Source organism: Sporosarcina sp. P34 (assembly GCF_002743375.1).
Taxonomy (GTDB): Bacteria; Bacillota; Bacilli; order Bacillales_A; family Planococcaceae; genus Sporosarcina.
Genome location: NZ_PDZC01000007.1, coordinates 148,884 through 173,750 on the forward strand (window position 1 = coordinate 148,884; position 24,867 = coordinate 173,750).

25 protein-coding genes and 1 other annotated feature are annotated in these 24,867 nt (G+C 39.8%); of the genes, 2 read left to right on the forward strand and 23 right to left on the reverse strand.

The window, feature by feature from the left end:
* Positions 1–216: 216 nt before the first annotated feature.
* Entirely contained in the window at positions 217–1,581 is a 1,365-nt protein-coding gene (locus CSV63_RS11700; protein ID WP_099695960.1) for a sigma-54 interaction domain-containing protein, read from the forward strand.
* A gap of 288 nt (positions 1,582–1,869) precedes the next feature.
* Here the strand turns inward: CSV63_RS11700 and CSV63_RS11705 are convergent, their stop codons facing one another.
* Positions 1,870–2,817, reverse strand: a complete 948-nt coding sequence (locus CSV63_RS11705; protein ID WP_099695961.1) for an NAD(P)H-dependent flavin oxidoreductase — start codon at positions 2,815–2,817, stop codon at positions 1,870–1,872.
* A 63-nt stretch (positions 2,818–2,880) separates the two neighbouring features.
* Between CSV63_RS11705 and CSV63_RS11710 the strand changes: the two genes are divergently transcribed.
* Positions 2,881–3,408 carry a gamma carbonic anhydrase family protein gene (locus tag CSV63_RS11710; RefSeq protein WP_099695962.1) on the forward strand — a complete coding sequence of 176 codons (528 nt, stop codon included), beginning with the start codon at positions 2,881–2,883 and terminating at the stop codon, positions 3,406–3,408.
* Positions 3,409–3,466: 58 nt separating this feature from the next.
* Here the strand turns inward: CSV63_RS11710 and paaX are convergent, their stop codons facing one another.
* The 22 genes from paaX to CSV63_RS11825 form a co-directional block, all read right to left on the reverse strand.
* Positions 3,467–4,327, reverse strand: coding sequence for a phenylacetic acid degradation operon negative regulatory protein PaaX (paaX, locus tag CSV63_RS11715; RefSeq protein WP_099632067.1), 861 nt, complete (start codon positions 4,325–4,327; stop codon positions 3,467–3,469).
* 95 nt (positions 4,328–4,422) lie between these two features.
* Positions 4,423–5,199 (reverse strand): enoyl-CoA hydratase-related protein, encoded by a 777-nt coding sequence (locus CSV63_RS11720; RefSeq protein ID WP_099695963.1) that lies wholly within the window; start codon positions 5,197–5,199, stop codon positions 4,423–4,425.
* Between the two features lie 36 nt (positions 5,200–5,235).
* On the reverse strand, positions 5,236–6,441 hold the full coding sequence (locus CSV63_RS11725; RefSeq protein ID WP_099695964.1) for a thiolase family protein: 1,206 nt from the start codon (positions 6,439–6,441) through the stop codon (positions 5,236–5,238).
* The gene (locus CSV63_RS11730; RefSeq protein ID WP_099695965.1) at positions 6,438–7,310 is read right to left on the reverse strand and encodes a 3-hydroxyacyl-CoA dehydrogenase; all 873 of its coding nucleotides are present in this window, start codon (positions 7,308–7,310) and stop codon (positions 6,438–6,440) included. Before CSV63_RS11730 ends, CSV63_RS11725 begins: the two co-directional genes overlap by 4 nt.
* A 93-nt stretch (positions 7,311–7,403) precedes the next feature.
* Entirely contained in the window at positions 7,404–8,918 is a 1,515-nt protein-coding gene (locus CSV63_RS11735) for an aldehyde dehydrogenase family protein (RefSeq protein ID WP_099695966.1), read from the reverse strand.
* Positions 8,919–8,932: 14 nt separating this feature from the next.
* Entirely contained in the window at positions 8,933–9,706 is a 774-nt protein-coding gene (locus CSV63_RS11740; protein WP_099695967.1) for an enoyl-CoA hydratase-related protein, read from the reverse strand.
* Positions 9,707–9,720: 14 nt separating this feature from the next.
* Positions 9,721–10,497, reverse strand: coding sequence for an enoyl-CoA hydratase-related protein (locus tag CSV63_RS11745; protein WP_099695968.1), 777 nt, complete (start codon positions 10,495–10,497; stop codon positions 9,721–9,723).
* Positions 10,494–10,799: an EthD family reductase gene (locus tag CSV63_RS11750; protein ID WP_099695969.1), complete on the reverse strand. Its 306-nt coding sequence runs from the start codon at positions 10,797–10,799 to the stop codon at positions 10,494–10,496. The genes CSV63_RS11745 and CSV63_RS11750 overlap by 4 nt, the downstream gene beginning before the upstream one ends.
* A 14-nt stretch (positions 10,800–10,813) precedes the next feature.
* Entirely contained in the window at positions 10,814–11,317 is a 504-nt protein-coding gene (paaD, locus tag CSV63_RS11755; protein ID WP_099695970.1) for a 1,2-phenylacetyl-CoA epoxidase subunit PaaD, read from the reverse strand.
* Positions 11,318–11,341: 24 nt separating this feature from the next.
* Positions 11,342–12,151, reverse strand: coding sequence for a 1,2-phenylacetyl-CoA epoxidase subunit PaaC (gene paaC, locus CSV63_RS11760; RefSeq protein ID WP_199203652.1), 810 nt, complete (start codon positions 12,149–12,151; stop codon positions 11,342–11,344).
* A complete protein-coding gene (paaB, locus tag CSV63_RS11765; protein ID WP_099632044.1) occupies positions 12,148–12,495 on the reverse strand; it encodes a 1,2-phenylacetyl-CoA epoxidase subunit PaaB in 348 nt (115 codons plus the stop codon). The genes paaC and paaB overlap by 4 nt, the downstream gene beginning before the upstream one ends.
* Before the next feature lie 16 nt (positions 12,496–12,511).
* Positions 12,512–13,465 carry a 1,2-phenylacetyl-CoA epoxidase subunit PaaA gene (gene paaA, locus CSV63_RS11770; protein WP_099695971.1) on the reverse strand — a complete coding sequence of 318 codons (954 nt, stop codon included), beginning with the start codon at positions 13,463–13,465 and terminating at the stop codon, positions 12,512–12,514.
* A 121-nt stretch (positions 13,466–13,586) separates the two neighbouring features.
* Positions 13,587–13,826 (reverse strand): ferredoxin, encoded by a 240-nt coding sequence (locus CSV63_RS11775; protein WP_099695972.1) that lies wholly within the window; start codon positions 13,824–13,826, stop codon positions 13,587–13,589.
* A 36-nt stretch (positions 13,827–13,862) separates the two neighbouring features.
* Positions 13,863–14,897 carry an NAD(P)/FAD-dependent oxidoreductase gene (locus CSV63_RS11780; protein ID WP_099695973.1) on the reverse strand — a complete coding sequence of 345 codons (1,035 nt, stop codon included), beginning with the start codon at positions 14,895–14,897 and terminating at the stop codon, positions 13,863–13,865.
* A gap of 255 nt (positions 14,898–15,152) precedes the next feature.
* On the reverse strand, positions 15,153–16,328 hold the full coding sequence (locus CSV63_RS11785; RefSeq protein ID WP_099695974.1) for an ABC transporter substrate-binding protein: 1,176 nt from the start codon (positions 16,326–16,328) through the stop codon (positions 15,153–15,155).
* Between the two features lie 17 nt (positions 16,329–16,345).
* The gene (locus CSV63_RS11790; protein ID WP_099695975.1) at positions 16,346–17,086 is read right to left on the reverse strand and encodes an ABC transporter ATP-binding protein; all 741 of its coding nucleotides are present in this window, start codon (positions 17,084–17,086) and stop codon (positions 16,346–16,348) included.
* On the reverse strand, positions 17,083–17,862 hold the full coding sequence (locus tag CSV63_RS11795; RefSeq protein ID WP_099695976.1) for an ABC transporter ATP-binding protein: 780 nt from the start codon (positions 17,860–17,862) through the stop codon (positions 17,083–17,085). The genes CSV63_RS11790 and CSV63_RS11795 overlap by 4 nt, the downstream gene beginning before the upstream one ends.
* 4 nt (positions 17,863–17,866) lie before the next feature.
* Positions 17,867–18,904 carry a branched-chain amino acid ABC transporter permease gene (locus CSV63_RS11800; protein ID WP_099695977.1) on the reverse strand — a complete coding sequence of 346 codons (1,038 nt, stop codon included), beginning with the start codon at positions 18,902–18,904 and terminating at the stop codon, positions 17,867–17,869.
* Positions 18,904–19,782: a branched-chain amino acid ABC transporter permease gene (locus tag CSV63_RS11805; protein ID WP_099695978.1), complete on the reverse strand. Its 879-nt coding sequence runs from the start codon at positions 19,780–19,782 to the stop codon at positions 18,904–18,906. Before CSV63_RS11805 ends, CSV63_RS11800 begins: the two co-directional genes overlap by 1 nt.
* 30 nt (positions 19,783–19,812) lie before the next feature.
* The gene (locus tag CSV63_RS11810; protein ID WP_099695979.1) at positions 19,813–21,132 is read right to left on the reverse strand and encodes a phenylacetate--CoA ligase family protein; all 1,320 of its coding nucleotides are present in this window, start codon (positions 21,130–21,132) and stop codon (positions 19,813–19,815) included.
* A 478-nt stretch (positions 21,133–21,610) separates the two neighbouring features.
* Positions 21,611–23,197 (reverse strand): 2-isopropylmalate synthase, encoded by a 1,587-nt coding sequence (locus tag CSV63_RS11815; RefSeq protein ID WP_099695980.1) that lies wholly within the window; start codon positions 23,195–23,197, stop codon positions 21,611–21,613.
* Positions 23,198–23,253: 56 nt separating this feature from the next.
* Positions 23,254–23,492, reverse strand: a binding site (T-box leader).
* 309 nt (positions 23,493–23,801) lie between these two features.
* Complete coding sequence (locus CSV63_RS11825; protein ID WP_099695982.1) at positions 23,802–24,692, reverse strand: stalk domain-containing protein; 891 nt, start codon at positions 24,690–24,692, stop codon at positions 23,802–23,804.
* Positions 24,693–24,867 lie beyond the last annotated feature (175 nt).

The following is a 24,867-nucleotide window of genomic DNA, read 5'->3' on the forward strand; positions in this document are numbered from 1 at the left end:
TACGGGGCGATCAGGGTATTCCCTTATCCTTGCCGCGTTACTAAATACTATTGCAAGTATCATGCCAACTTTTGAGATTTGCATGGGAATACGATTGTTCTCGTCTTTTTTATAAAACGCTGTTACAATTGATTCACAATTGAGTCAATGGAGACTCAGTAAAATATAAATATTCTCAAAATTAACTCAAAATAATTAGTAGGAAGGTGTAACAATATGTCCTATGAGAACGAACAGGAGAAAATGAGTCTATCTTTAGAATCCTTGCTTAAAATTCTGGATTATTCATCAGATGAAATCTATGTATTGGACAAAGAGATAAGGATCGTCTATGTAAATCGAAATTGTGAAAAGCATTATGGAATGACAAAAGATGATGTTGTCGGTAAGTATAATGATGACTTTTTTAACGATGGATACTGGACGCCTTCCGTAGTTCCACTCGTACTGGAAAAGAAAACTCCCGTTTCAGTACGCCAACAAACTCATATTGGTGCTGAATTGCTGACTAGGGCTTTCCCTATATTGAACTCGAACAATGAGATTGAATACATTGTGTGCACAGCAACCGAAATACAAGATTTTAAACGGCTCGTCAAAAAGGAAGAACCTAACCTTACAAACTCGGCAGATGAAGTTTTTGCAAGTACGATTATTACGAACAACGCAAAAATGCGAAAAATACTGCGCTTTTGTGAAAAGGTGGCACCTACAGATTCTACTATTTTAATCCATGGTCAATCGGGAACTGGAAAAGGGGTCATCGCATATCAATTGCATAAATTGAGTAAAAGAAAGGATGGTCCTTTCCTTAATGTAAATTGTGCAGCTATTCCCGGAGATCTGTTAGAATCGGAGCTATTTGGTTACACGGCAGGATCATTTACTGGTGCTAAAAAAGACGGTAAAATTGGTTTGTTTGAGGCAGCAGATAACGGCACAATTTTTTTGGATGAAATCGGCGAGTTGGCTTTGCCCCTTCAGGCAAAAGTTCTTCAAGTCATACAAGACAAAAAGTTTATTCCGATTGGCAGCAACGTCAGCAAGACAGTGGATATCCGTATTATCGCCGCAACAAATCAAGACTTACCGAAAATGGTAGAAAATAAGACTTTCCGCGAAGATCTATTCTACCGACTCAATGTCATTGACATCGAACTACCACGGTTGGATGAACGCAAAGAAGATATTATCCCTTTAACTTATAGCTTTCTGAATAATTTTAACAACAAGTACAACTCTACTAAAATAATTTCCGAAGATTGTTTGAATGTACTCTATCATTATTCGTGGCCAGGCAATGTGCGACAGTTAGAAAACTTGATAGAGCGACTTGTAATTACAAGTGATGCAGTCATCACTTTAGAAGATTTACCCGAAGTAATCTTGGAAAAAGTAAAAGAGATACCTGAACTCGCCTATTCCAATTCGCTCGACCAGGCATTGGATAATGTAACAGCTACCATGGTCAGAAGATCCTATCAGAAGTTTGGTTCTACGAGGGGTGTAGCATCAGACCTCCAGATCAGCCAGTCGAAAGCATCCCGATTGATTCGTGATTATTGTCGGGATGAAGAGTAAGAGAACTATTATCATGAATTTGACAATAATAAAAAGGCATCACTCGGCACGAGTAACATTTTGCCGAGCGGTAGCCTTTTATTATTGTTTTTATAGGATTTTCCCTGGAGATTCTATTTTCTATTTCATGGAGTGATCAATCGAACAACCATACCTTCTTCGCAAATCGGGTAAGTGAAAATAAAAACTACGATATTTTGTCTCGCTATCTTTTAATAACCAACAGATATACTAGCTCTTGCTTTTCAACAATTATAAGCAAGTGCTTTATATCTGTTATTTATTGGTTCACAGTAAATTTGCTGTGCGTTTACACGCTTCCTTCGCTTCTATCATCATACGTTCCAATAGTTCTTGGACCGTTGGAATATCTTCTATTAATCCAGCGACCTGACCACTATTGATATAGCCGTTCTGCATATCTCCCTTTATGGCACCTAACACATGCTGTACCTCGGTAGTCGCTTCATTAAACTCTTCTAGCTTCATTCCCTCTTTTACACGCTTTTCTAGGTTCATTACATAATCGTTAGTTAGTACTCTTCTCACACGACCAACTTCACGACCAATGATTCTCGTTTCTATATCAGATGCATCTAGTAGACGTTGCTTATAGAGTTCGTGCGCTTGCATTTCCTGAGTGGCTATAAAGCGAGTGCCCATCTGCACACCTTCAGCTCCTAGAGCAAGTGCTGCAGCTAAACCTTTTCCGTCCCCGATTCCACCTGCTGCTACGACAGGAATTTGAATACTTTTAGTAATTTGCGGAATCAATGTCATCGTAGTTAATTCAAGAGGCGAGTTGATACCAGCAGCTTCAAACCCTTCCGCCACTATAATATCCGCTCCGGCCGCTTCCGCTTTTACTGCATGCTTTACAGAAGCTACGATAGCCATAACTTTTATTTCATTAGCATGTAAGTTTTGAATGTACGGTGACGGATTGCCAGCCGATAACGATACAACCGGTACTCGGTGCTTAACAACTAATGCTAGTAATTCTTCGACTTGAGGTGCAACATTGATAGCAATATTTACAGCAAAAGGACGTGAAGTCATAGATTTTAAATCGACAATTTTTTGCTCTACCTCGTCTAATTCAGACGTTCCACAACCTATTGTGCCTAAACCCCCAGCTTCGGAAATAGCTGCCGCCAAATTTACGCTACTGATGTTTCCCATCCCACCCTGAATGACTGGATATCGTATAGACAGTTCCTTACATAACCTATTCATACAATGCACTCCCTTTTATGTTATACTTTATCATATATTTACATCGATAGGAGGAGTAAATTCATGATTATACCTTATAATAACAAAAGTCCTTTGATTAATGAATCCGCTTTCATTGCCCCTGGTGCTCATCTGATAGGCGACGTAACAGTTGGAGAAGAATCTACGATATGGTTCAACGCTGTATTACGCGCGGACGAGGGGGCTATCGTAATTGGCAAGCGGTGCAGTATACAGGATAATTCCACCATTCACCTATATGAAAATGCACCTGTTGAAATTGAAGACGAAGTAACTGTTGGTCATAATGTAGTATTACATGGCTGTAGAATCCGAAAACGTTCTATTATCGGTATGGGTTCAACCATTCTTGACCATGCAGACATCGGAGAAGAGTGCATTATAGGCGCAAACACTTTAATCCCTTCCGGAAAAGTTATCCCACCGCGCTCTTTAGTGATTGGATCTCCCGGAAAAGTCGTTAGACAATTAAATGACCAAGATCTTGAACTGATTCAGCTGTCTATAGATACGTACGTTGAGAAAGGAAAAGACTTCAACCTTATTTTACAGAACGAATTGAATGCTTGATAGGTTATAATTAAGAAAAGCCGTGAGCATAAAATAAAATGCTCATGGCTTTTTTCTATCATTTTATGATCATCGGGTTGTCTTCAGCATCGTAAGTAGCGTCTTTTCTACTTATATCATTATCTTTTTCAAATATATGTTCGAAAAATCGATTAGCGGGTTCCGCAAGTAACTTATAATATTGTGCAAATAAATGAGCTGAGTGTGTTCCGCTCCACATCTCTGGAAGAAGTTCTTTTGGCAAACCAGGATCAACAAACAAAAACTTTCGATATTCGTGCACTAAATTGGTGCGTTCTACAAAACATTGGGCATCCGATAACAAACCACTTTCCATTGCACTTGTAGACACGACGAATTTATGACTGTATATCGAAATAAACTCTTCATACTTTTTCTCAATCTCTTCAAGAGGCCAGCTTTTGGCAACCAATTCTTGGTTTGACCTTGGTCCTCTGTTCTCGGAAAGAAATAAGTCTGCATGATCTTCAATCTCATATTTTGCTATTAATAAGCGTACTTCTTTCGCCAAATCATTTGGCGTAATCCAACAACCATTCGTAAAGGTACCGAATCCACTCCATAAAAGCTCTTTCCGCAATTCATCGCGGAGTTGCCGTTTATCTTCAGGTATGTTGTAAATCAACATACGCCATTGACCATCCCATTCATGAGGCTCTAATTTAAAAATACGCGATGCAGCTTCCTCGATACGAGATACCCCACGTTTTGTTAAGTAATAGTAACTCTTTCTTCCTACACGCTCTGTTTCAAACCATCCTTGCTTCATCATTCGAGATAGAACAACGCGTACAGCTTGTTCATTATGGCCAAATTCTTTCATTAACTGGATCAGGCTACCAATCCAAATTTTATTGCCATAGTGGCGAACATAATCACCGAAAATCGTAAATATCATAGACTTTGTATTAGAGATAGAAAAAACCACTCTTTCAATTAAATTATTCGGTTCCTTCTCTCCATTATAACCTTTGGCCAATAATGATGACAAGCTTATGTGCCTTGGAATTCCGGTTCACGCTTTTCATTGAATGCTTGTAAAGCCTCAACGCGATCTTTGGTCGGGATGACTAATTCGTATGCTTTCGTCTCGATTGCAAGTCCTGTACGAAGATCAGTATTTAATCCTTCATTAATTGCATATTTAGCTTGTTTAATTGCAACAGGACCATTTTTCATAATAGCTTCTGCCAATTCTTCGCAAGATGCCATTAAATTATCTGATGCAACTATTTTTAATACAATACCTAGCTCCAATGCTTCAGCTGCAGTCAGGCGTTTGGCAGTAAATATCAGTTCTTTTGCTTTCATCACTCCAACTAATCGGGGCAGACGTTGTGTGCCTCCCGCCCCCGGAATGATTGCCCAACTAGTTTCAGTCAAACCTAACGTAGCATGTGTCACCGCGATCGAGAAATCACAAGCTAGCATCAATTCAAAACCGCCACCTAGCGCATGGCCATTCACTGCAGCGATTGTAGGTTGTGGTAATTCTGCAATACTGTTGAACACATCACGAATAGCTTTTACATTACGGCGTACTTCCGATTCATTAAGAGTTTTACGCTCTTTCAGATCAGCTCCAGCACTGAATGCCTTTTCCCCTGCCCCTTTGAAAATTACCACTCTGACATCAGGAGCAATATGGAGGGTCTCTACGATTTCTTGTAGTTCTTTTAAGGCTGGATAATTAAAGCAATTCAAAGATTCCGGCCGATTAATTGTCACATAAGCGATACGGTTTTTAATTTCTAATAAAACTGGTTTCATTATACAGGCTCCTTTATGCGTGTCGCGTTATAGATCTTACACTTCTGGCTTTTCTACGATCATTGCTATACCTTGCCCTACACCTATACACATAGTTGCCAGGCCGTACTGCGTATCACGCTTATTCATTTCATATATTAAAGTCATTAAAATACGTGCTCCACTTGCTCCGAGTGGATGTCCATACGCAATTGCTCCACCGTTAACATTTACTTTCTGTGTATCTAATTCTAGTTGGCGAATACATTCGAGCGACTGAGATGCAAATGCCTCATTTAATTCTACTAGGCCTATGTCATCAATTGTTAAGTCTGCACGTTTTAAAGCTTTGCGCGATGCATCAATCGGACCGAGTCCCATCACCGCTGGCTCAAGACCTGCCACTGCTCCTACAACATACTTGGCGAGTGGCTTTAATCCGAGCTCTTTCGCTTTCTCCGCACTCATTAATAAAAGAGCTGCTGCTCCATCATTTACCCCTGATGCATTTCCTGCTGTAACTGTACCACCTTCAAATATCGGTCGTAGTTTTGCCAATGCCTCGATAGATGATTCTGGACGTGGATGTTCATCCCGATCCACAATGATTTCATTGCCTTTACGATCTTTATATACAACTGGTACTATTTCTTCGCTGAATACATCTTCCTCAATTGCTTTTTTTGCTCGGCGTTGACTTTCATATGCAAAAGCATCTTGCTCTTCTCGTGAAATGTTATAACGCTGTGCTACATTTTCCGCTGTTTTTGGCATAGTGTCAGATCCGTACATTTTTTCTAATTCCTTATTAGTAAAGCGCCACCCAATAGTTGTGTCATACATCTTCATATCTCCACGTGGGTACTCTACTTCAGGCTTCCCCATCACAAATGGGGCGCGTGTCATACTCTCCGTACCGCCCGCAATGAAGACATCCCCTTCGCCTGCCATGATTGCTCTAGCTGCATACATAACTGCATCAATACCTGATCCACATAAGCGGTTAATAGTCGTTCCACCCACTTCTATAGGCAAGCCGGCGAGTAAGGCTGACATACGAGCCACGTTACGATTATCTTCACCTGCCTGATTCGCGTTTCCAAATACCACTTCTTCAATTTCACTAGTTGGAAGACTTGGATTTCTATCAATTAAGGCCTTGATTACTGTTGCACCTAAATCATCAGGACGAACTGTTTTTAGCGCCCCCTTATATCTTCCAAATGGTGTACGTACTGCATCAACGATTACAACTTCCTTCATGATTTCACCATCTCCTTGTTATCTGTATAGTCATAGACCCCTTTTCCACTCTTTCTGCCGAGACGTCCAGCTTTAACGTACTGTTCTAGCAGAGGGGCAGGACGATATTTTTCACCCAGTTTTTCGTGGAGATATTTCAAGTTATTCAAACGTGCATCAAGTCCGACTAAATCTACTAATTCAAATGGTCCCATCGGATAGTTTAAGCCCAACTTAATTGCTTTATCGATTTCTTCTGGTGAGCCTAACCCTTCTTGCAACATGTAAAAAGCTTCATTTCCGACTAGTGCGCTGATTCGGCTTGTGACAAAACCAGGGAATTCATTGATGACCACTGTTTCTTTGCCCATTTTTATAGCTACATTTCTAATGACTTCTGCTGTTTCATCACTTGTTTCTAGCCCGCGTATAATTTCTACAAGTGGCATTTTATGTACAGGGTTGAAAAAGTGCATGGCAATAGTGCGTTCAGGACGTTGACCGTACGATGCAATTTCAGTTGGACTCATAGTTGATGTATTGGTTGCAAAATAGCAAGATGTAGGTGCATTTTCTTCAATTGTTTCGAATACTTGTTTTTTTATATCTGCAATTTCAGGCACCGCTTCAATAACTAAATCCGCTGTTTTTGCCGCGATTGCTAACTCCGTTTCAAAATGAAGATTCGTTCGAAGCTCTTTTGCTACTTGTTGCGAAATTTTTTGGCGATCCACACCTTTTGTAATGATCAACTCAATTTCTTTCTCTGCATTAGCCAATGCTTGTTCATTAATATCTACGACAGTGACAGAATATCCACCTAATGCACTTACATAAGCAATACCTCTACCCATCACGCCAGAACCAACAACTACGATATTTTTAATCATTTTATTTCCCCCTTTAAATGGCTATTCCATATTTATAGTAAGAAAGAACAGAGGCATGCAAACTAGCCCCTGTTCCTTTTAACGTAATGTTTTTTACAGTCCGAATGGGTTTAATGGGCGAGATCCATAGTAAGACATGATACTCTTCGTCTCAGAGTAAAGATCTAATGTTTCAATAGCCAACTCGCGTCCAAATCCTGATTGCTTGTAGCCACCGAATGGTGTTCCAGGGAAAGCAGAGAATGGTGAGTTGATCATGACGATGCCCGCTTGAATTTGATTTGCAACACGTGTTGCACGTGCGCCATCTTTAGACCAAACAGATGATGCAAGACCGAACACCGAGTCATTCGCCAATGCGATCGCTTCTTTTTCATTTGAGAACTTGGATAGTACAACGACAGGGCCAAAGATTTCTTCTTGTACTACGCGCATTTCTTGCGTCACGTTACCGATAACTGTTGGTGCATACCAGAAACCTTTCTCAAAGCCTTCAGGGTGTATTTGCTCACCGCCAGCCAAAATTTCTGCCCCTTCATCAATTGCCGATTGTACATATTCTTTTACAGTATCCAATTGTCCTTGGTCAATTACTGCTCCTACATGTGTTCCTTTGCTGAACGGATCACCAAGAACGATACGATTCGTTTTTTCAACGAATTTCTCAACGAACTCATCATACACATCTTCATGAATATAAATTCGTGAACGTGCGTCACATGACTGTCCAGTGTTGTTGTAAATGCCATAGATAGAACAATCTACTGCTTGATCAATATCTGCGTCTTCAAAGATTAGGCTAGGTGATTTTCCGCCTAACTCTAATGTGACACGCTTCAATGTGCCAGAAGCACGTGCCATAATATCTTTACCAATCGGTGTAGAGCCTGTGAAAGCTACTTTGTTTACCAAATCATGTTCAACCAGATAGTTTCCAATTTCAGAACCTGATCCTGGCAAGATGTTTACTACACCTTCGGGAACTCCAGCTTCATGGCAAATTTCTCCTAAGACAATTGCTGTCAGCGGTGTCAGAGATGCAGGTTTAATAATTACAGAACACCCTGCCGCAAGTGCCGGTGCAACTTTCCAAGCTGCCATCATTAAAGGATAGTTCCATGGAATGATTTGCGCACATACGCCAACCGGCTCTTTTTCTGTGTAGTTGTGGAATTGGCCAGGTACGTTATTTACAGAGCCGCGGTGTGAAACTAGTGCGCCTGCATAAAACTCAAAATCTTCTACAGCCTGATTAATCTGAGCTTGCGCTGCCGAAATAGTTTTACCTGTATTTAGTACTTCTAGTTCTACTAATTCGCTAAAACGACTTCTCATGATCGCTGCAATTTTATTAAGTACACGAGCACGTTTTCCTGTTGGAGTAATTTTCCACTTCCCGTTATCAAATGCATTACGTGCTGCTTCAATAGCGCGTTGTGCATCTTCTTGAGTTGCTTTTGCGACTTCCGCTAAGAGTTCTCCTGTTGCCGGATTATAGACTTTTGTCCGAGCACCATTGCTACTCTCTACTTGCTCTCCGTTAATAAATAATTTATAGAAATCACGCTTCATCGTTTGTGCTACTACTTGCTCTTGAACATTTGTCATTTTATTTCCTCCCCTTACTTTCCAATAAACTCAGGACTTCTTTTGTTTTTAAATGCTTCGATACCTTCTACATGATCTTCAGTCAAGCCAGCAATTCGCTGGCTTTCTGCTTCGCGTTGAAGATATTCTTCAAACGGTAGTGTTTGAACGTCATTCAACCCTCTTTTAATTAGTCCAATTGCCTTAGTTGGCTTCATGGCAATACCTTTTGCGAACGCTTTCACTTCTACCTCAAAATCTTCTTGAGAATAAACTTTCGTTGCTAGCCCCAAATCCAATGCCTGTGTTGCAGTGATTTTCTCACCTAGAATTGAAATTTCTGCTGCTTTCGCTGTACCAACTAATTGCGATAGATAAAACAGATTGCCAGAGTCAGGAATGAGTCCTACATGTATGAATGCATTTATGTAGCTGGCTTTCTCAGACATCAAACGGAAATCACATGCTAAAGCTAGACTAAAACCCGCTCCGGCAGCTACTCCATTGACTGCTGCGATAATCGGCTTTTCCAATTTCTTTATCTCCAAAATCATTGGACCGTAGTGATCTCTTAGTACTTGCCCATGATCCATTTGTTCATCAACTTCTGACAGATCTTGACCTGAACAGAACGCTCTACCTGCACCCGTTACGACGATGCATCTTACATTGTCGTCCTTTGATGCCATACGCAACGCATCTTTAATTTCATGATTCATCTGAGCTACGAATGCATTTAATTTATCAGGTCGATTCAATGTAAGCCAAGCAATACTATCTTTCACCTCGTATTGAATTGTTTCAGACATAGAAAATCGTCTCCTCATTTACCTTTATATACTGGCTTTCTCTTCTCGACAAAGGCCTGCATTCCTTCTTTTTGATCCTCTGATGAAAATAAGAGATAGAAGTTCTTTCGCTCATACTGCATACCTTCATACAGTGGATAGTCAACCGCCTTGTTCACTGAATCCTTTATCATTCGGATAGCAAGTGGCGGCATGCTAGCAATCTTATTTGCAAACCGGAATGCTTCTTCGCGCAATAGCTCCGGAGAGACGATTCGGTTGATCACTCCGTATTTTTGTAATTCATTTGCTATAATTCGCTCACCTGTCCACAGCCACTCTATCGCTTTCGCACGTCCAACTAATTTAGTTAAGCGTTGCGTCCCGCCAGCTCCGGGCATAACACCTAACGTCACTTCAGGGAATGCAAACTCTGTGCCATCTGCGGCTAATAGCACGTCACAGCAAAGGGCAAGTTCAAAACCTCCACCAAAAACAAATCCATGAACTGCACCGATGATGGGCTTTTTGATAAGAGGAATCTGATCCCAGTCAGCAAACTGATTCAATAATTCGAGACTCATTGAATCTGCCCCGGCCATCTCCTCTATATCAGCACCAGCAGAGAAAGCTTTTCCTTTGCCAACTAGCAAAATTACACGTACTTCCTCATTTCGATCAAACGCTTGCAGCGCCTCAAGAATTTCACCTACCATATAGCGATTTAACGAGTTCAATTGCTTAGGTCTGTTCAATTCAATCATGCCGATTTGTTGATCAACCGATGTTTCTATGAATTTGTAAGCTGTCATTCGCTGTCTTCACCAATCATCAAAGTAACTAGCTTACCTGCAAAGCCCATCAAGTCTTTTCCAGAAGCTTTTCCTTCATCAGAGCTCAAACCTGCTTTTAATGATGCCGCATCATCGTAAATCATTTCACACATCAAGTAATACGGTGTTTCTCCACCCATTGGGTTACCAGTGAATTTCGTTACTTTCATTTCACGCAAGCCAGGAATCTTCGCTGTGAGTGGTGAATGAACATTGAAGTAATGCTCGTCAAATTCCTCTTTGTTTTCAGGGTGTTTGTAAAGTGCGATTAATTTAGCCATTTAAAATCCTCCAATTACATTATTGTTGATACAGGTTTCATTGCTTCAAACGGTGTTTTACAACTCTTGCAATATAAAATACTTCTACAAGCAGTTGGTCCAAATATATTTTCCATCGTGACGTAGGTTGAATCACAATATGGGCAATCAACATGCCACGAGCCATCTTCTTCTAGATGACGCGGTGGAGCAGCGATTCCAAATTCTTTCAATCCTTTTTTCCCATTTTCCGTCACACGATCAGATGTCCAAGGAGGACTGAAAATAAATTCTACTTCGACGTTTTTGGCGAAAGATAGCCCCATCACAGCATTCTTAGTATTCGTTCGGATGATTTCAAGTGCCGGGCAACCTAAAAACGTAGGCAATAACGTTACCTTGATCTGTTCGGCTTCAACTTCCACTTTCTCCACCATTCCAAGATCCACAATACTGACTGTATCAATTTCAGGGTCCTTGACGCTTTCAAGCACCTTCCATACTTCTAAGTTTTGTGAGTTTTTTATAAGAGCTACCATTTCCAAAACACCTCTTTCTATCTATTACCAGTTAGTGGCTGTGTCGAGTCTGTACACTTCAGAAAGTGTATCGATTGCTGCTTGCAACTCATCTGTGTGTTGTCCATTACGTCCATTCAACTTGGGTTCAGGGACTATTGGTAAATCCAATTTCAATTTTTCAAAAGTTGGGCGTAATGCTTCAAGCCAAGCATTTTGTATTTTTTCTTCTGAATCTATCAAGCCAAAGCGTTCAATCAATTCTTTTTGTTCCCCATAAGAGAATAGATCTCCGATGTCTGCAACAACCAATTCGATTGCGCTAATCATTTTGGCTTTCGCTTCTTCTGTAGAGCTTAGTAGTTGTTCAAACCACAGCTTCCAATGCATCACATGATAATAGAGTTCCATACTAGCTTTTACAGCGACTTCACGAAGTGGTTCGAATGTGCTTTCTTTAAGTGAATTGATTTTCGCTCTTTTCGCTTGTGTATAGAAATAGCTTCTAACTACTGTATAAGCCCAATCATATTGTGGTGTGTCCATATAATAACCGTCACCATTAATACGTTCAGTCAAAACACTATTTTTTCTTTCTTCTGCTGGACGTAAGTGAGCTAGATCATCCGCTTTGCCTAATCCTAAGTCTTCTAGCAACTTATAATACATAGCTGCATGACCCATGGAATCTTGTGTGATTGAAGATGATGCAACGTCCTCTTCTATATGCGGAGCTAGACCCAACCATTCAGAGCCACAATATGAAAACAGGAAATCATCATCTGCTAACTGGAATAAAAGCGTTTCTACTGCTTTTTTCTCTTCCGTACTCATCATTTTTTCAACATTACTCATTTTTCTTTACCTCCTGCCCAAGATAGGATTTCCTTCTCATCGAGCATTTCTTGTTCGTATTTACGCCATTTTTTACGTAAGTAACCATAACCTTTTGTAGTACGGTAATCTTTGTTATCTAAACGACTCAAAGAAAGACGTTCTTCTTCATCCATACTTCGGATATTTTTTTTATTTACGACCCATATATCAACGACTGGCTCACGACGCATAAAGTTTTCTTGTGCCATCATAAGTGCCATATCTTCATTTGGTGCTAGTAAATCGAATTGGTGCTGGAATGACGCAGCATGGGTGCGTTTACTAAATACTTCAAACTCTTGATAAAATGTTTTCTCTGACATATTCTCTTTCGCTCCTTTATTCAACAATTGCACTTAACGCTTCACGTACCCACGCATTGTTCTCATATGATGAACGGCGAAGATTAAGACGCGCTTGTGATTTTGGTCCATTATTTTTAATAATTTTTTTAAATTCTGACCAGTCGGGTTGCTGATAAACCCAATGATTCTTCTCCTGATCAAAATGCAATGTATCATCCGGAATTGTTAAACTGAGCGATAGAATTCTCGGAATGTATTTATCCAAGAAGCTCTGGCGTAATTCTTCATTTGTGTTCTTACGGATACGATATTTAATAGTAGCTTCTTGCTTTGATGCACCTGTCGTAGCTTTACTTGGAGGTCCAAAAAACATAAGCAGTGCCGGCCACCAGCGGTTAAGCGCGTCCTGTACCATTGCTTTTTGTTCTTCTGTTCCTTCGGCAAGTGCCATGATAATCGACTCTCCGTGCTGCGCATGGAATACTTCTTCTGCACAAATACGTTGTAAGGCCTTTGCATACGGTCCATAAGATGCATCTAGCATATTCGTTTGTGTAATGATTGCAGCCCCATCTACTAACCAACCTATCAATCCTGCATCTGCCCAAGTCTTTGTTTCCATATGAAATACATTATGAAACTTCAGATCCTCATTAAATAGATCCTGCATGATATCACCGCGAGTTTTACCATATGGCTTCATTAAATCTTCTGCTACGCGTAATAATAGTTGTCCGTGACCCATTTCATCTTGTACTTTCGCCATAATTCCAAGTTTGCGGTATAGTGAAGGCGCTTTAGGTACCCACTCTTTCTCAGGAAGCGCTCCCATAATTTCACTGATTCCGTGCATGGAAATGAGTTTAATTAACGTTTGACGATACTCTTCGGGCATCCAATCATCTGCCTGGATCTTATCGCCACTTTCTATACGTTCCATGAAATACTCCATCTTTTCATCTGCGGTCATCGCTGTCATCATTACCATTTATCTAATTCCTCCTTTATATTTTGAAAAGTTAATACCACAAGATACTATTTACAACGATCAAATATAACAAATTTAATGACTTTGCATAAACTTTGTTATACTTGGCCACAAAAAAATACTAGACCTCTTCCAAAACGATTGGATGTTCTGATACTTTAATGGAGTCAGTTGGGCAGCCCTCAACCGCATCGTCCAAATCATCCAATAAATCCTCATCGACTTCTGCTGAACCTTGATTATTATCCAGATGTACGAATGCAAAACCTTCATCGTCATATTCAAAAATGTCAGGTGCACTTGCTCCGCAAGCACCGCACGCTATGCAAGTTGATTGATCAACAATAGTATGTGTAGCCATAAAAGGTGTCCTCCTTTATTCTAATTAGTCATATGTTCAAGAGTTGACCGGGACTTTTTTCTGATCTTGCTTTTCCTTTTTCTCCATTAGCGTCGTACTATGTGTTGCTTGAACTTTAGCCGTTGGATCAATGTAGACCTTGGCATTACTAACAGCCGTAGGTGCTTCTCCAAATCCGCTAGCTATAAGTTTTACTTTACCTGGATACGTACAAATGTCGCCTACAGCATAAATACCTTCAATGTTCGTTTCCATTTTTGAATTCACGACAATGCTGTTCTTTTCTATTTCTAGTTCCCAATCCTTGATAGGACCAAGCGAAGACACGAAACCATAGTTGACTATCACTTCGTCAATTGCGATTTCCTCTACCTCGTCTGACTTCACTTTACTAAGAACAATTTTTTCAATATGATCTTCACCAATAAATGATGATGGTGTATACGGTGTTTTAATTTCTACTTTGGAATTCATTAAGTTCTCAACGCTAGCTTCATGTGCGCGAAACTTATCTCGGCGGTGAACGAGTGTTACTTTGTTCGCAATCGGCTCAAGCATTAGAGACCAATCTACCGCAGAATCTCCACCGCCAAAAACCTGTACATTCTTTCCTGCAAAGTATTGTAAATCTTTAATAAAGTAATGTAAGTTTTTACCCTCGTATTGTTCAGCGTTTTCAATTTCAATCTTTCTAGGTTGAAATGCACCATTTCCTGCAGTAATAATAATTGCCTTAGAATAATGTGTTTCTTTATTCGTTTTGATTTTGAAGTTCCCGTCTTCTTGCTTAGTCACTTCACGTACCTCTTGTCCAAGTGTGATAGTTGGTTCAAACTGAGACATCTGCTCAACTAGATTGTCAATAAGTTTTTGTCCAGTGATTTTTGGAAAACCTGCAATATCGTAAATATACTTCTCTGGATACAAAGCTGTTAGTTGACCGCCAAGTTGTGGAAGACTCTCAATCAAGTTTACCGACATTTGACGCATACCTGCATAAAAGGATGTAAACAAACCCACAGGGCCGCCACCAATTATTGTTATATCATAAATTTTCTGTTCATTACTCATATGCTAGCCTCTCCTCTCTTTCGGAAGAAAATTGATTTTTCCATGTATAACGCATAAATAACGTTATTCGCTTTTCTTGTTATACTTAGTATCTTAAATCAATGTGTAAGCGTTGTCAAGAATATATTCAGAATAATTTATTTTCATTTCAAGATTTCAGAGCATTGCGTCACGGACGTATTTTACTCAGTAGATATGTCGTTGTTTAAAAAATTTTCATACAAAAAGCACTGCTAAGACGCAGTGCTTTTTACATCATTCAATATATGTCCATTTTCCATCCTTCACAGTCGCCATTACAAAGCTCTCTGGTCCAAGCCCATTATGATCTTCAGCTGTGTAATTATAAACTCCTGTCGTTCCAATCCAGTCTTTAATATTCTCTTCTAAATAATCTCGAATTGCTTCACGATCAGTAGCACCATTCTTCAATGCTTCTACTGTCAACATCACATTGTCATAGCCATAAGAACCAAAGTTAGTCGGTTCACTGCCGTACTTTTCTGTATACTCATTGTAGAACTCTGATAATACACTGTGCTGTATATCATCTTTAGGAATCTGGTCTGGGAATAATAGCTTGCCAGTTGGAATTACTACACCTTCTGCAGCTTCTCCCGCTAAAGAGATAAAGTTTTGATTTGCAATGCCGTGACTTCCAACTATCGGTAAACTAATTCCTAGATCATGCGCATTCTTTGCGATTACGGCTGGTCCGGGATTAGTTCCCCAGACGACGATTGCTTCTGCTTTTGCACTATTAATCTTCGTCACTTGCGTACTCATATCAGGATCTTGTGTATTATAGCTTTCTTTTGCTACGATTTTAATATCATATTCATCTGCTAAAGCTTCCAATTGCTCTAAGCCACTTGAGCCAAACGCATTAGAATCGCTAATCGTACCAATTTTCTTAATTCCTTGTTCTTGTAAATACATATAAACCCGTTCAACTGCTTGTCTATCCGATTGCGGTGTTTTAAATACCCATTCTGCATCTTCAACAGGTTCAACGACATGCGCACTTGCTGCAGCCGAGATCATAGTGACTTTTTGTTGCAATGCGATTCCTTTCATAGCAAGGCTTTCACCACTACCTGAAGACCCGAGTAACGCTAATACTTTTTCGTCGTTCACTAATCGATTAGCTTCTTGTGTTGCTTTTTCCTGGCTCGATTGATCATCCGCCAAGATGATCTTTAGTGGAATGCCATTAATCCCACCATCTGCATTGATTTTCTCTTCTAGGAGTTTTGCTGCATTCCATTCAGGTTCACCTAACGGACTATTTGGACCCGTTTTTGAATAAATGGCACCGATCTTATACTCTTTCGGTTCTCCATTTTCAGAACTTGCGTCTGTGTCGCTACATGCGGCTAGTACCAATGAAATGATAACTGCTAGAAATAGCATAGTTAATTTTTTGAACATCTTCTCATCCCCCATCATCAATGTACTGTGTGGCCTAAATAAGCTTCTTTTACTTCGGGATCATTCAATAATTCGCTTGAACTGCCGCTCTTAATGATTTCACCATGAGAAATGACATACCCCCGATCAGCAACTTTAAGGGATGCATGTAAATTTTGTTCTATTAATAAAATCGTTGTTCCAAACTGCTTACGTAAATCACCGACTAGTTCTAATACATCCTTCGCTATAAGAGGGGCTAGTCCCAATGTAGGTTCGTCTAATAACAACAAGTCAGGCTCTGCCATCATACCTCTTGCAATTGCAAGCATTTGTTGCTGACCGCCAGACATCGTTCCACCCATTTGATCTTTTCGGTCACTTAATATCGGAAATAACTCAAAAACCTTTTTGATGTTTTCTTCTATTGCCTGCTTGTTAGTAGTTTTGCGATGATGGTAAGCACCTAAATATAAATTATCCAACACAGTCATTGTAGAAAAAATTTGACGATGTTCAGGTACATGAATTAAGTGTTTCTCAACAATCTTTTCTGCTTCCATTCCCGTAATATCCATACCTTGATAGATAACTTGGCCGCTTGTCGGTCGAAGAAGTCCAGACATGGTTTGTAGAAGAGTTGTCTTACCTGCTCCATTTGCACCTAGCAAAGCGACAATTTCTCCTTGATTCACAGACAGTGATACGCCATTTAATGCTTGAATCGGCCCATAACTTACAGAACAGTCAAGTACCTCAAGTAGCTTTTGTTCGCTCATACGACTTCCTCCTCGATCTCAGCACCTAAGTAAGCCGCAATGACCGCTTCATTCGCTTGAATTTCTTTTGGGGCTCCTTCTGCAATCTTCATGCCTTGATCCAAAACAACGAGTTTATCGCAAATGCTCATGACTAGATCCATGTCATGCTCAACGACTAGAATAGTTACTCCAGAGTCTCTTACTCTTTTAATCAACTCACTCATTTCAGACGTCTCACTATGATTTAATCCCGCTGCAATTTCATCCAACAGAAGAAGCTTGGGTTCTGTGGCGTAAGCACGGGCAAATTCTAATAGTCGCAATTTACCTAATGACAAACTGGATGCCTTCTGATCATAAAGTAGTTCTAGGTTGAAAAAACTTAAGATATCCATTGCCTCTTCATACACTTTGCGCTCATTTTTGGAAATACCAAGTAACATGGAAGCAACACCTGAAAGATTTTGCTTCGTTCTCATATGCTGGCCTACCATGACATTCTCGATCACTGTCATATTTTTAAACACTTGTAAGTTTTGGAAGGTCCGTGATATGCCTAATGGAGCTACCTTGTATGAAGGAAGAGAATCAATCCTCTTCCCGCAAAACAAAATATTTCCTTCGGTCGGTGGAAATATAGAAGATATCATATTGAACATTGTGCTTTTTCCTGCTCCGTTCGGTCCTATTAGCCCAACAATTTGCCCTTCATCGACAGAGAAGCTGACATCGCTATTTGCTACAACTCCACCAAATCTTTTTGTAATTGATTCTACTTGCAACAATGTCATCATCCTCTCATTCTGAAACGCTTTGTTTTATCGGTGTGACGGGTACAGATGATTTTTTCTCTGCTCTTTTTATGGATGTATTTTTAAACCAGTCTATTACTGTTGGAAACAGACCTTTTGGCATAAAGATCACGACTAATATTAAGATTAATCCATAAATCACGTGTTCCGAATCACTAGTGATAAACGAGAATTGCTCACCAAGTGTATGAACGGTAATACCGATCATTCGGATTAGTAAAGCGCCTATTAATGCACCCCATACACTTCCACTTCCTCCGAGGACGACCATCGCTAAGAAAAGAATGGATGCATCAAATGTAAAGGCGGAAGGAGATATGCTGTAGCTCATGTGGGCAAACAACCAGCCGGCAAGTCCCGCAAATGATGCGCTCAATATAAACACTTGCATTTTATACCTGCCCGTATTAACCCCCATCGAGCTGGAAGCTATTTCTGAGTCGTGTATAGAACGGAGTGCACGTCCAACCCGAGAATGAACAATGTTTAGTGAAAGAATTAAAACTAGTAAAACAAAAAACCATACTAGAAAGTAATAGGGAACTCCTTGGTTGATTGTCATGCCAAACAATGACAGCTGGGGGATCCCATAAAATCCTGATGCTCCCATTGTAATTCCTTTGCCTTCAACCAGAAGACCATGAACGATTATACCAAGAGCCAATGTTGCCATAGCTAAGTAATATCCACTTAAACGAGACATCGTATATCCCATGACAATAGCAAGAAGAGCCGGAACTAGTAAAGCTATAGGCAAGCTAAGCCAAGGACTCCATCCCCACGTAGCTGTCAGAATCGACGTGGTATATGCTCCCACTCCATAAAATGCTGCCTGACCTAAAGATATTTGTCCGGCATAACCCATTAACAAGCCTAAACCGATGGCTATAATAGCGTATATACCTGCAAATGTTGCCTGTGTAATAAAAAATGATTGAGTAACTATCAATGGAAATATAAGGATGGCAGCAATGAATACAACTACGCCCCACCACTTCGTCTGCTGTACGCCTCGTAACTTCATTACAACCCTCCTTTCCCAATAGTTTTTTCACCCAAAATACCATTGGGTCTAATGATTAATATAAGCAAAAATATTGAAAATGTAATAATATCTTTCATTCCTGAACTAATATAGCCTGCCCCCATGGATTCAAATAGTCCAATTAGCAAACCACCAATGACAGCTCCAGGGGCACTACCTAGTCCTCCCAGAATTGCTGCTGAAAATCCTTTAATGCCTAACATAGCACCCATGTCATATGCAGGGAAAATGATTGGTGCGATTGCAAGCCCCGCAATAGCTCCAAGAGCAGCGCTTAAAACAAAGGAAAAAGAAGACATTCTTTTTGGACTTATTCCCATTAATCTTGCAGCCATCGGATTAACAGAGGATGCTTGGAACGCTTTACCTAGCATTGTTTTGTCGATAAACATATACATAAGTCCGACAACTAACAACATAATCAGAATGACCCAAATGGATTGGGGGGTAATGGAAGCGCCTCCAATTTCAACGGGAGTATTCTTCGTGAAAGGCGCTACTGTATGTTGATCTTTTCCCCATACCATACTACTGATTCCACGGATGAAAATTGAAGTTCCAATAGTCAAAATGATTAAGCTGATCGCGTCGGCACCTTTGGCTCTACGTATCAAGAGGTTCTCCATTAGCCACCCGATGAATGTCACAAAGAGAATCGTAGCTATAAAGGATAGCCAATATGGCACGCCCACTGATACGAGTGAAAACATGGTCAATCCACCAAGCATGACAAATTCACCTTGAGCCAAGTTGATAACTTTTGTCACACTATAAATAGTAACAAAACCGAGGGCGACAATTGCATAAATACTTCCAATCGTAATTCCCGTTAATGTGAACTGTAAAAAATCTTGCACTCACTTCACGCCCTTATCCAGTTGTTATTGTCATACGCTTACAGGTGAACTTTCACGCTTATCTACAACACGTGTCGCTTTTCCTTCTGATCTTGGAAGGGCTTTCGGTTCATTACACACAACATCTACTGAGATTAAACACGAATTCTTCAACTTATGTTGGATCATCCGCTTTATACTCGTGATGGATTCATGAAGTAGGTCACAGCCAACTTGTTCATATAGAGAAAGCTCAATCTCGATATGTAATTCAATTGCATCCATAACGCCTTTGCGAACTAATTGTATTTGATAAATAGGTGATAATCCTTCTATTTGAAGTAATTCTCGTTCAATCTCGGAAGGGAAAACATTTACTCCTCGAACAATGATCATGTCGTCAGTTCGTCCTTTAACACGTGACATACGAGTCGTTGTTCTTCCACATTTACATTTCTCATGAGTAATTGATGCAATATCTCCCGTACGGTAACGGATAACTGGAAGCGCTTCCTTTTGCAAGCTAGTAAACACTAATTCTCCATCGGCAACGGGTTCAAGTGTATCGGGATTAATTACTTCCACAAAGAAATGATCATCTGCAATATGTAATCCATCCTGCGCTTCATGACATTCAGACGCAACGCCAGGTCCCATAATTTCGCTTAATCCATAGATATCTACAGCTTTTATTCCTAGTTTCTGTTCTAGCTTTTGACGCACGCTTTCAGACCAAGCTTCTGCTCCAAATATTCCGTAAGCAAGATTTGTTTCACGTGGATCCATTCCTTGTTCTTCCATCTTCTCAATGATGCTCAAGACGTAAGACGGGGTACCACATATTCCACGTGGCTTAAGATCATTGATAATGGTGATTTGACGTTCTGTATTTCCTCCAGAGATCGGTATTGTAGCTACACCTAATTCATCTGCACCTTGATGAAGTCCAAGCCCTCCTGTAAATAATCCATACCCATACGCATTATGAAAGACATCAGATTTTCTACCGCCAGCAGCAACGATAGCACGTGCCACTAAAATTCCCCAGTTCTTAAGATCACGCTCTGAGTAGCCGACAATAGTTGGCTTTCCACTTGTTCCAGATGAACCATGGATCCTTGCAACATCATCCACAGGAATAGCAAATAGTCCATATGGATACTGATCACGGAAATCTTTTTTCTTTGTGAAAGGTAGCTTTTTAATATCCTCCAACGATTGAATATCTTCAGGCTTAATTTGCAATTCATCAAATTTCTGTCTATAAAATCCTACATTTTCATATACGTTTTCCACTGTCTTTTTTAATCCTTTGAGCTGTAGTTCTCGCTTTTCGGAAATGGGTGCGCTTTCAATTTCTGGGTTGTACATAGATAAATCCTCCCTTTTCTCTCATATTACTTTATACGAATATAACGCGTATAGAACGACGCTTCCTTTATTCGTTATATATAGCAATACATTAATACATATTTTTCATTAAGTCAACATCAATTTCAGAATATTCCATTTCGATTGACCATTATGAGGTAGTAATTCAAAGACCAAAAGAATAAATATGTAAAGGTATTTAACCATAACTTTCACTTCTAAAAATTTGTGTATTCAATGATAACGATAAATGGTTAACCGTTTCGATTGTGTTATAGTAATTGATTTTTATGAAAAGATTAACAGGATCTATGAATATCATACCGCAAATCTAATTTACTTGGTTAATTTGATTTAATGAACTATATGATTATTTCATACTATTAACAAAGTTCCGAGCCTTTCTCTGCTTTACTTTAATTTTACACATGAGAAAAGGCAACTATCCATAAACGGATAGCTGCCTCTTTATTTTGAATTAACTATTCACAGCTAACTTATGTGCAGAAGTTCCTTTTATTTTCGCTACGATTACACTGTTGACTGCATTGATGTACGCCAATGCACTTGCTTTCAAAATATCAGTGTCTGCTGCCTTCGCGATATAATTTTCCTCTTCATGTGCAATAGTAATTTTCACTTTCCCTAATGCATCTTTCCCCCGAGAAACACTGCTTATATCATAGCCAATCAATTTAACTTGTATCTTAGTAATTTCTGCAATTGCTGAATACAGCGCATCGATTGGACCCGTACCAACAGCACTCGACTGGAAGATTTCTGCCCCTTTACGAATTTTGACGCTAGCTGAAGGGAAGCTAGAATTGCTAACGACTTGTAAATCTTCAAATTCAAAGAAATGATCGCTGTAATTCGTCACGTTCTCTTTTTCATGCTTTTCATAGTAGTTTTCCACAATTATATATAAATCATGGTCATAAACTTCCTTTTTCATATCCGCCAATGTTAGGAATCCTTCAAAAATCCCTTCAAATTCCTCTGGCTTCATATGAGTAAAGCCTAGCTTTTCAAGTGCGTTTTTCACAGCGTGCCGTCCTGACCGTGCTGTCAAAATCAATTCCATATCATCTAATCCAACATCTTCCGGATGAACAATTTCATACGCATCACGGGATTTCAACAAGCCATCTTGATGTATACCCGACGAGTGCGCAAAAGCATTATCACCTGTAATCGCCTTGTTCACTTGCACATCCAGACCCATGAAGCTAGATACAAGACGGGAAGTGTTCATAATTTCCTTTGTGTTGATTTGCGTACGCACATTATAAATTGAGCTTCTTGTTTTTAATGCCATGACTACCTCTTCAAGCGCAGCATTGCCTGCTCGTTCTCCGATTCCATTCATGGTACACTCTACTTTATCCGCACCATTCTTGACCGCTGCTAAGGTGTTTGCCGTCGCCATTCCTAGGTCATTATGACAGTGAACACTTAATAAGACATCCGGATTCAAGTTTTTCATCCGGTCATTTAATTTATAAATCAGCGCACCGAATTCTTCAGGCTCTGCAAAGCCCACTGTGTCAGGCACATTGATCATTGTTGCACCCGCATTCATAACAGACTCGATTGTATGCCATAAATACTCGAATTCCGAGCGTGATGCATCTTCCGTTGAATACTGAACTTGAGGCATTAACGTTTTTGCATATTTCACCGCTTCTACGCCTAGTTCAAGGATCTGGTCCTTTGATTTGTTGAACTTTTTCTCCACGTGAATATCAGAAGTGCCTAGCACCATATGAATCATCGGATTTTCTGCATACTTTACTGCATGATAAACCGAATCGATGTCAGACCGAACCGCGCGTGCCAATGCCGTGATCATAATATCACTTGTGTTACCTACTCGCTGCGCAACAGCCTTCACCGCTTCAAAATCACCTTGGGATGAAGCAGGAAAACCAGCTTCGATAATGTCGACACCAAGCTTCTTTAATTGCTGTGCAATTTCTACTTTTTCATAAAGATTTAGTTTAGCGCCTGGTACCTGTTCTCCATCACGTAATGTTGTATCAAAAACCCAAATTTTTCTGCTCATCTCTTTGCACTCCTTTTTTTAAAATAAAAACAAAAAACCCCATCTCTATATTGAAATATAGAGACGAGGTTATACTCGCGGTACCACTCTAATTGATTCACCATACTTGACAAATCCACTTATCGACAGCTATTACTGTCTATCCCGTTAACGGAGGAAACCGACTTCCCTTACTGTAAAACTTTCAGGGAGTGACTCCTGGATGAGTTCAAAATGTGTGTCTGCTGATTTCCACCAACCATCAGCTCTCTACATAGACATAAACATTTTTACTAGTTCCATTCTTAGTCTGCAATGTAATATTGAACGTAATATTACATCGTCTTTAGGCGTCTGTCAACAAGTTTCAAATAATTCTATAAACTCCACACTTTATTATATCGGAAAACGATGTGTCATAACTCTTCTAACTATACTATTCACTGTGTATCTTACACTAACGGCTCTAGTTCCGAAAGTGATGGCAGCCCTATTCTTAAGTGGACAAACACGAGACATTACGAACGATTACTTACCAAACCTTTATCCGATAGAACAGAACGAAAGTTTTGATACAAATAACAAATAAGGCAGGAACGGATGCCTGCCTTATTTTTATACGGTTTCATTGCTTCTTCATTTCCTCAATTAACCCTACCGGTACATAGGTTTTCCTTGGTTCAAGTAGCTCCGGTGCCGCTTCGAACTTCATCAATGATTTATTGTAGTCATATTCTTTTTTTCCACGAGTAATCGTATAAGATGGAGCACCTTTTGACACGATCGCACCGACACCAGTTGAATTCACTACATAACCTAGTTTCTCGGCGAGCAAACGAAGCGGTACCATCTTCACCCCGTCAACCATATAATGATCGGCTTCTATGATCTGTTCTACAGTAGCCTCTTCATCTACTAAATTTCCGTCTAGTACAACTACTTTCTCTGGCGTTGTCTGAGCGGGTATACTTCGCGTTGTTTCTTTGAAGAATACTAGTAGGCCTTTACCCTTCAAGTCATCAGCTATCACTTTATTACCTGAAGCGTTGGAAATGTCTGTACTGTCATCTATATTCAACTGTAGTTTCAAGTAAGAATCCACCAATTCGTCATTAAATATTCCAACTACCGCGGTGTTCACTTTATCTGTTTCCACAATGACAGCATCCGGAGCGTACTGTGGTGGGTAAATCATAATCCTTGGTTTATCTGCATGGGTATAAGCAGACACTTTGTCACCTTTCTTCAATTCTATCTTTTTTCCAGTATTATCGTATATTAGTGTTTCTTCTGTAATGGCTAATACGGGCGATTCTTCTTCTCCTTTAATCGTGTAAAGTGTTAACTCATCGTTCTTTTCTATGCTTTTAATTGTTCCCTCTACTTTAATAAAAGCTTTTTCATCAGATGTCACTGCAGCATTCCCTTCATCACTTGCGCTAACCGCTTGAGGTACTGCTACGCTGCCAATAAGCAAAGCTAACATCGCAAAGGTTACAAGTTTATTCATTTTCATGAAAGGTTCGCTCCTCACTATGGGTTCTATACAATAGTTCGTATGAGACGATAAAAGGTTACAGATAAATACATCTTTTTAAATTTTATATTGATCTTCTACTTATTTCAAAACTCTCTTTTTCACTACATGCCTAATAGCCACCCACCCCAAAATATGAGATAATACGACTAAC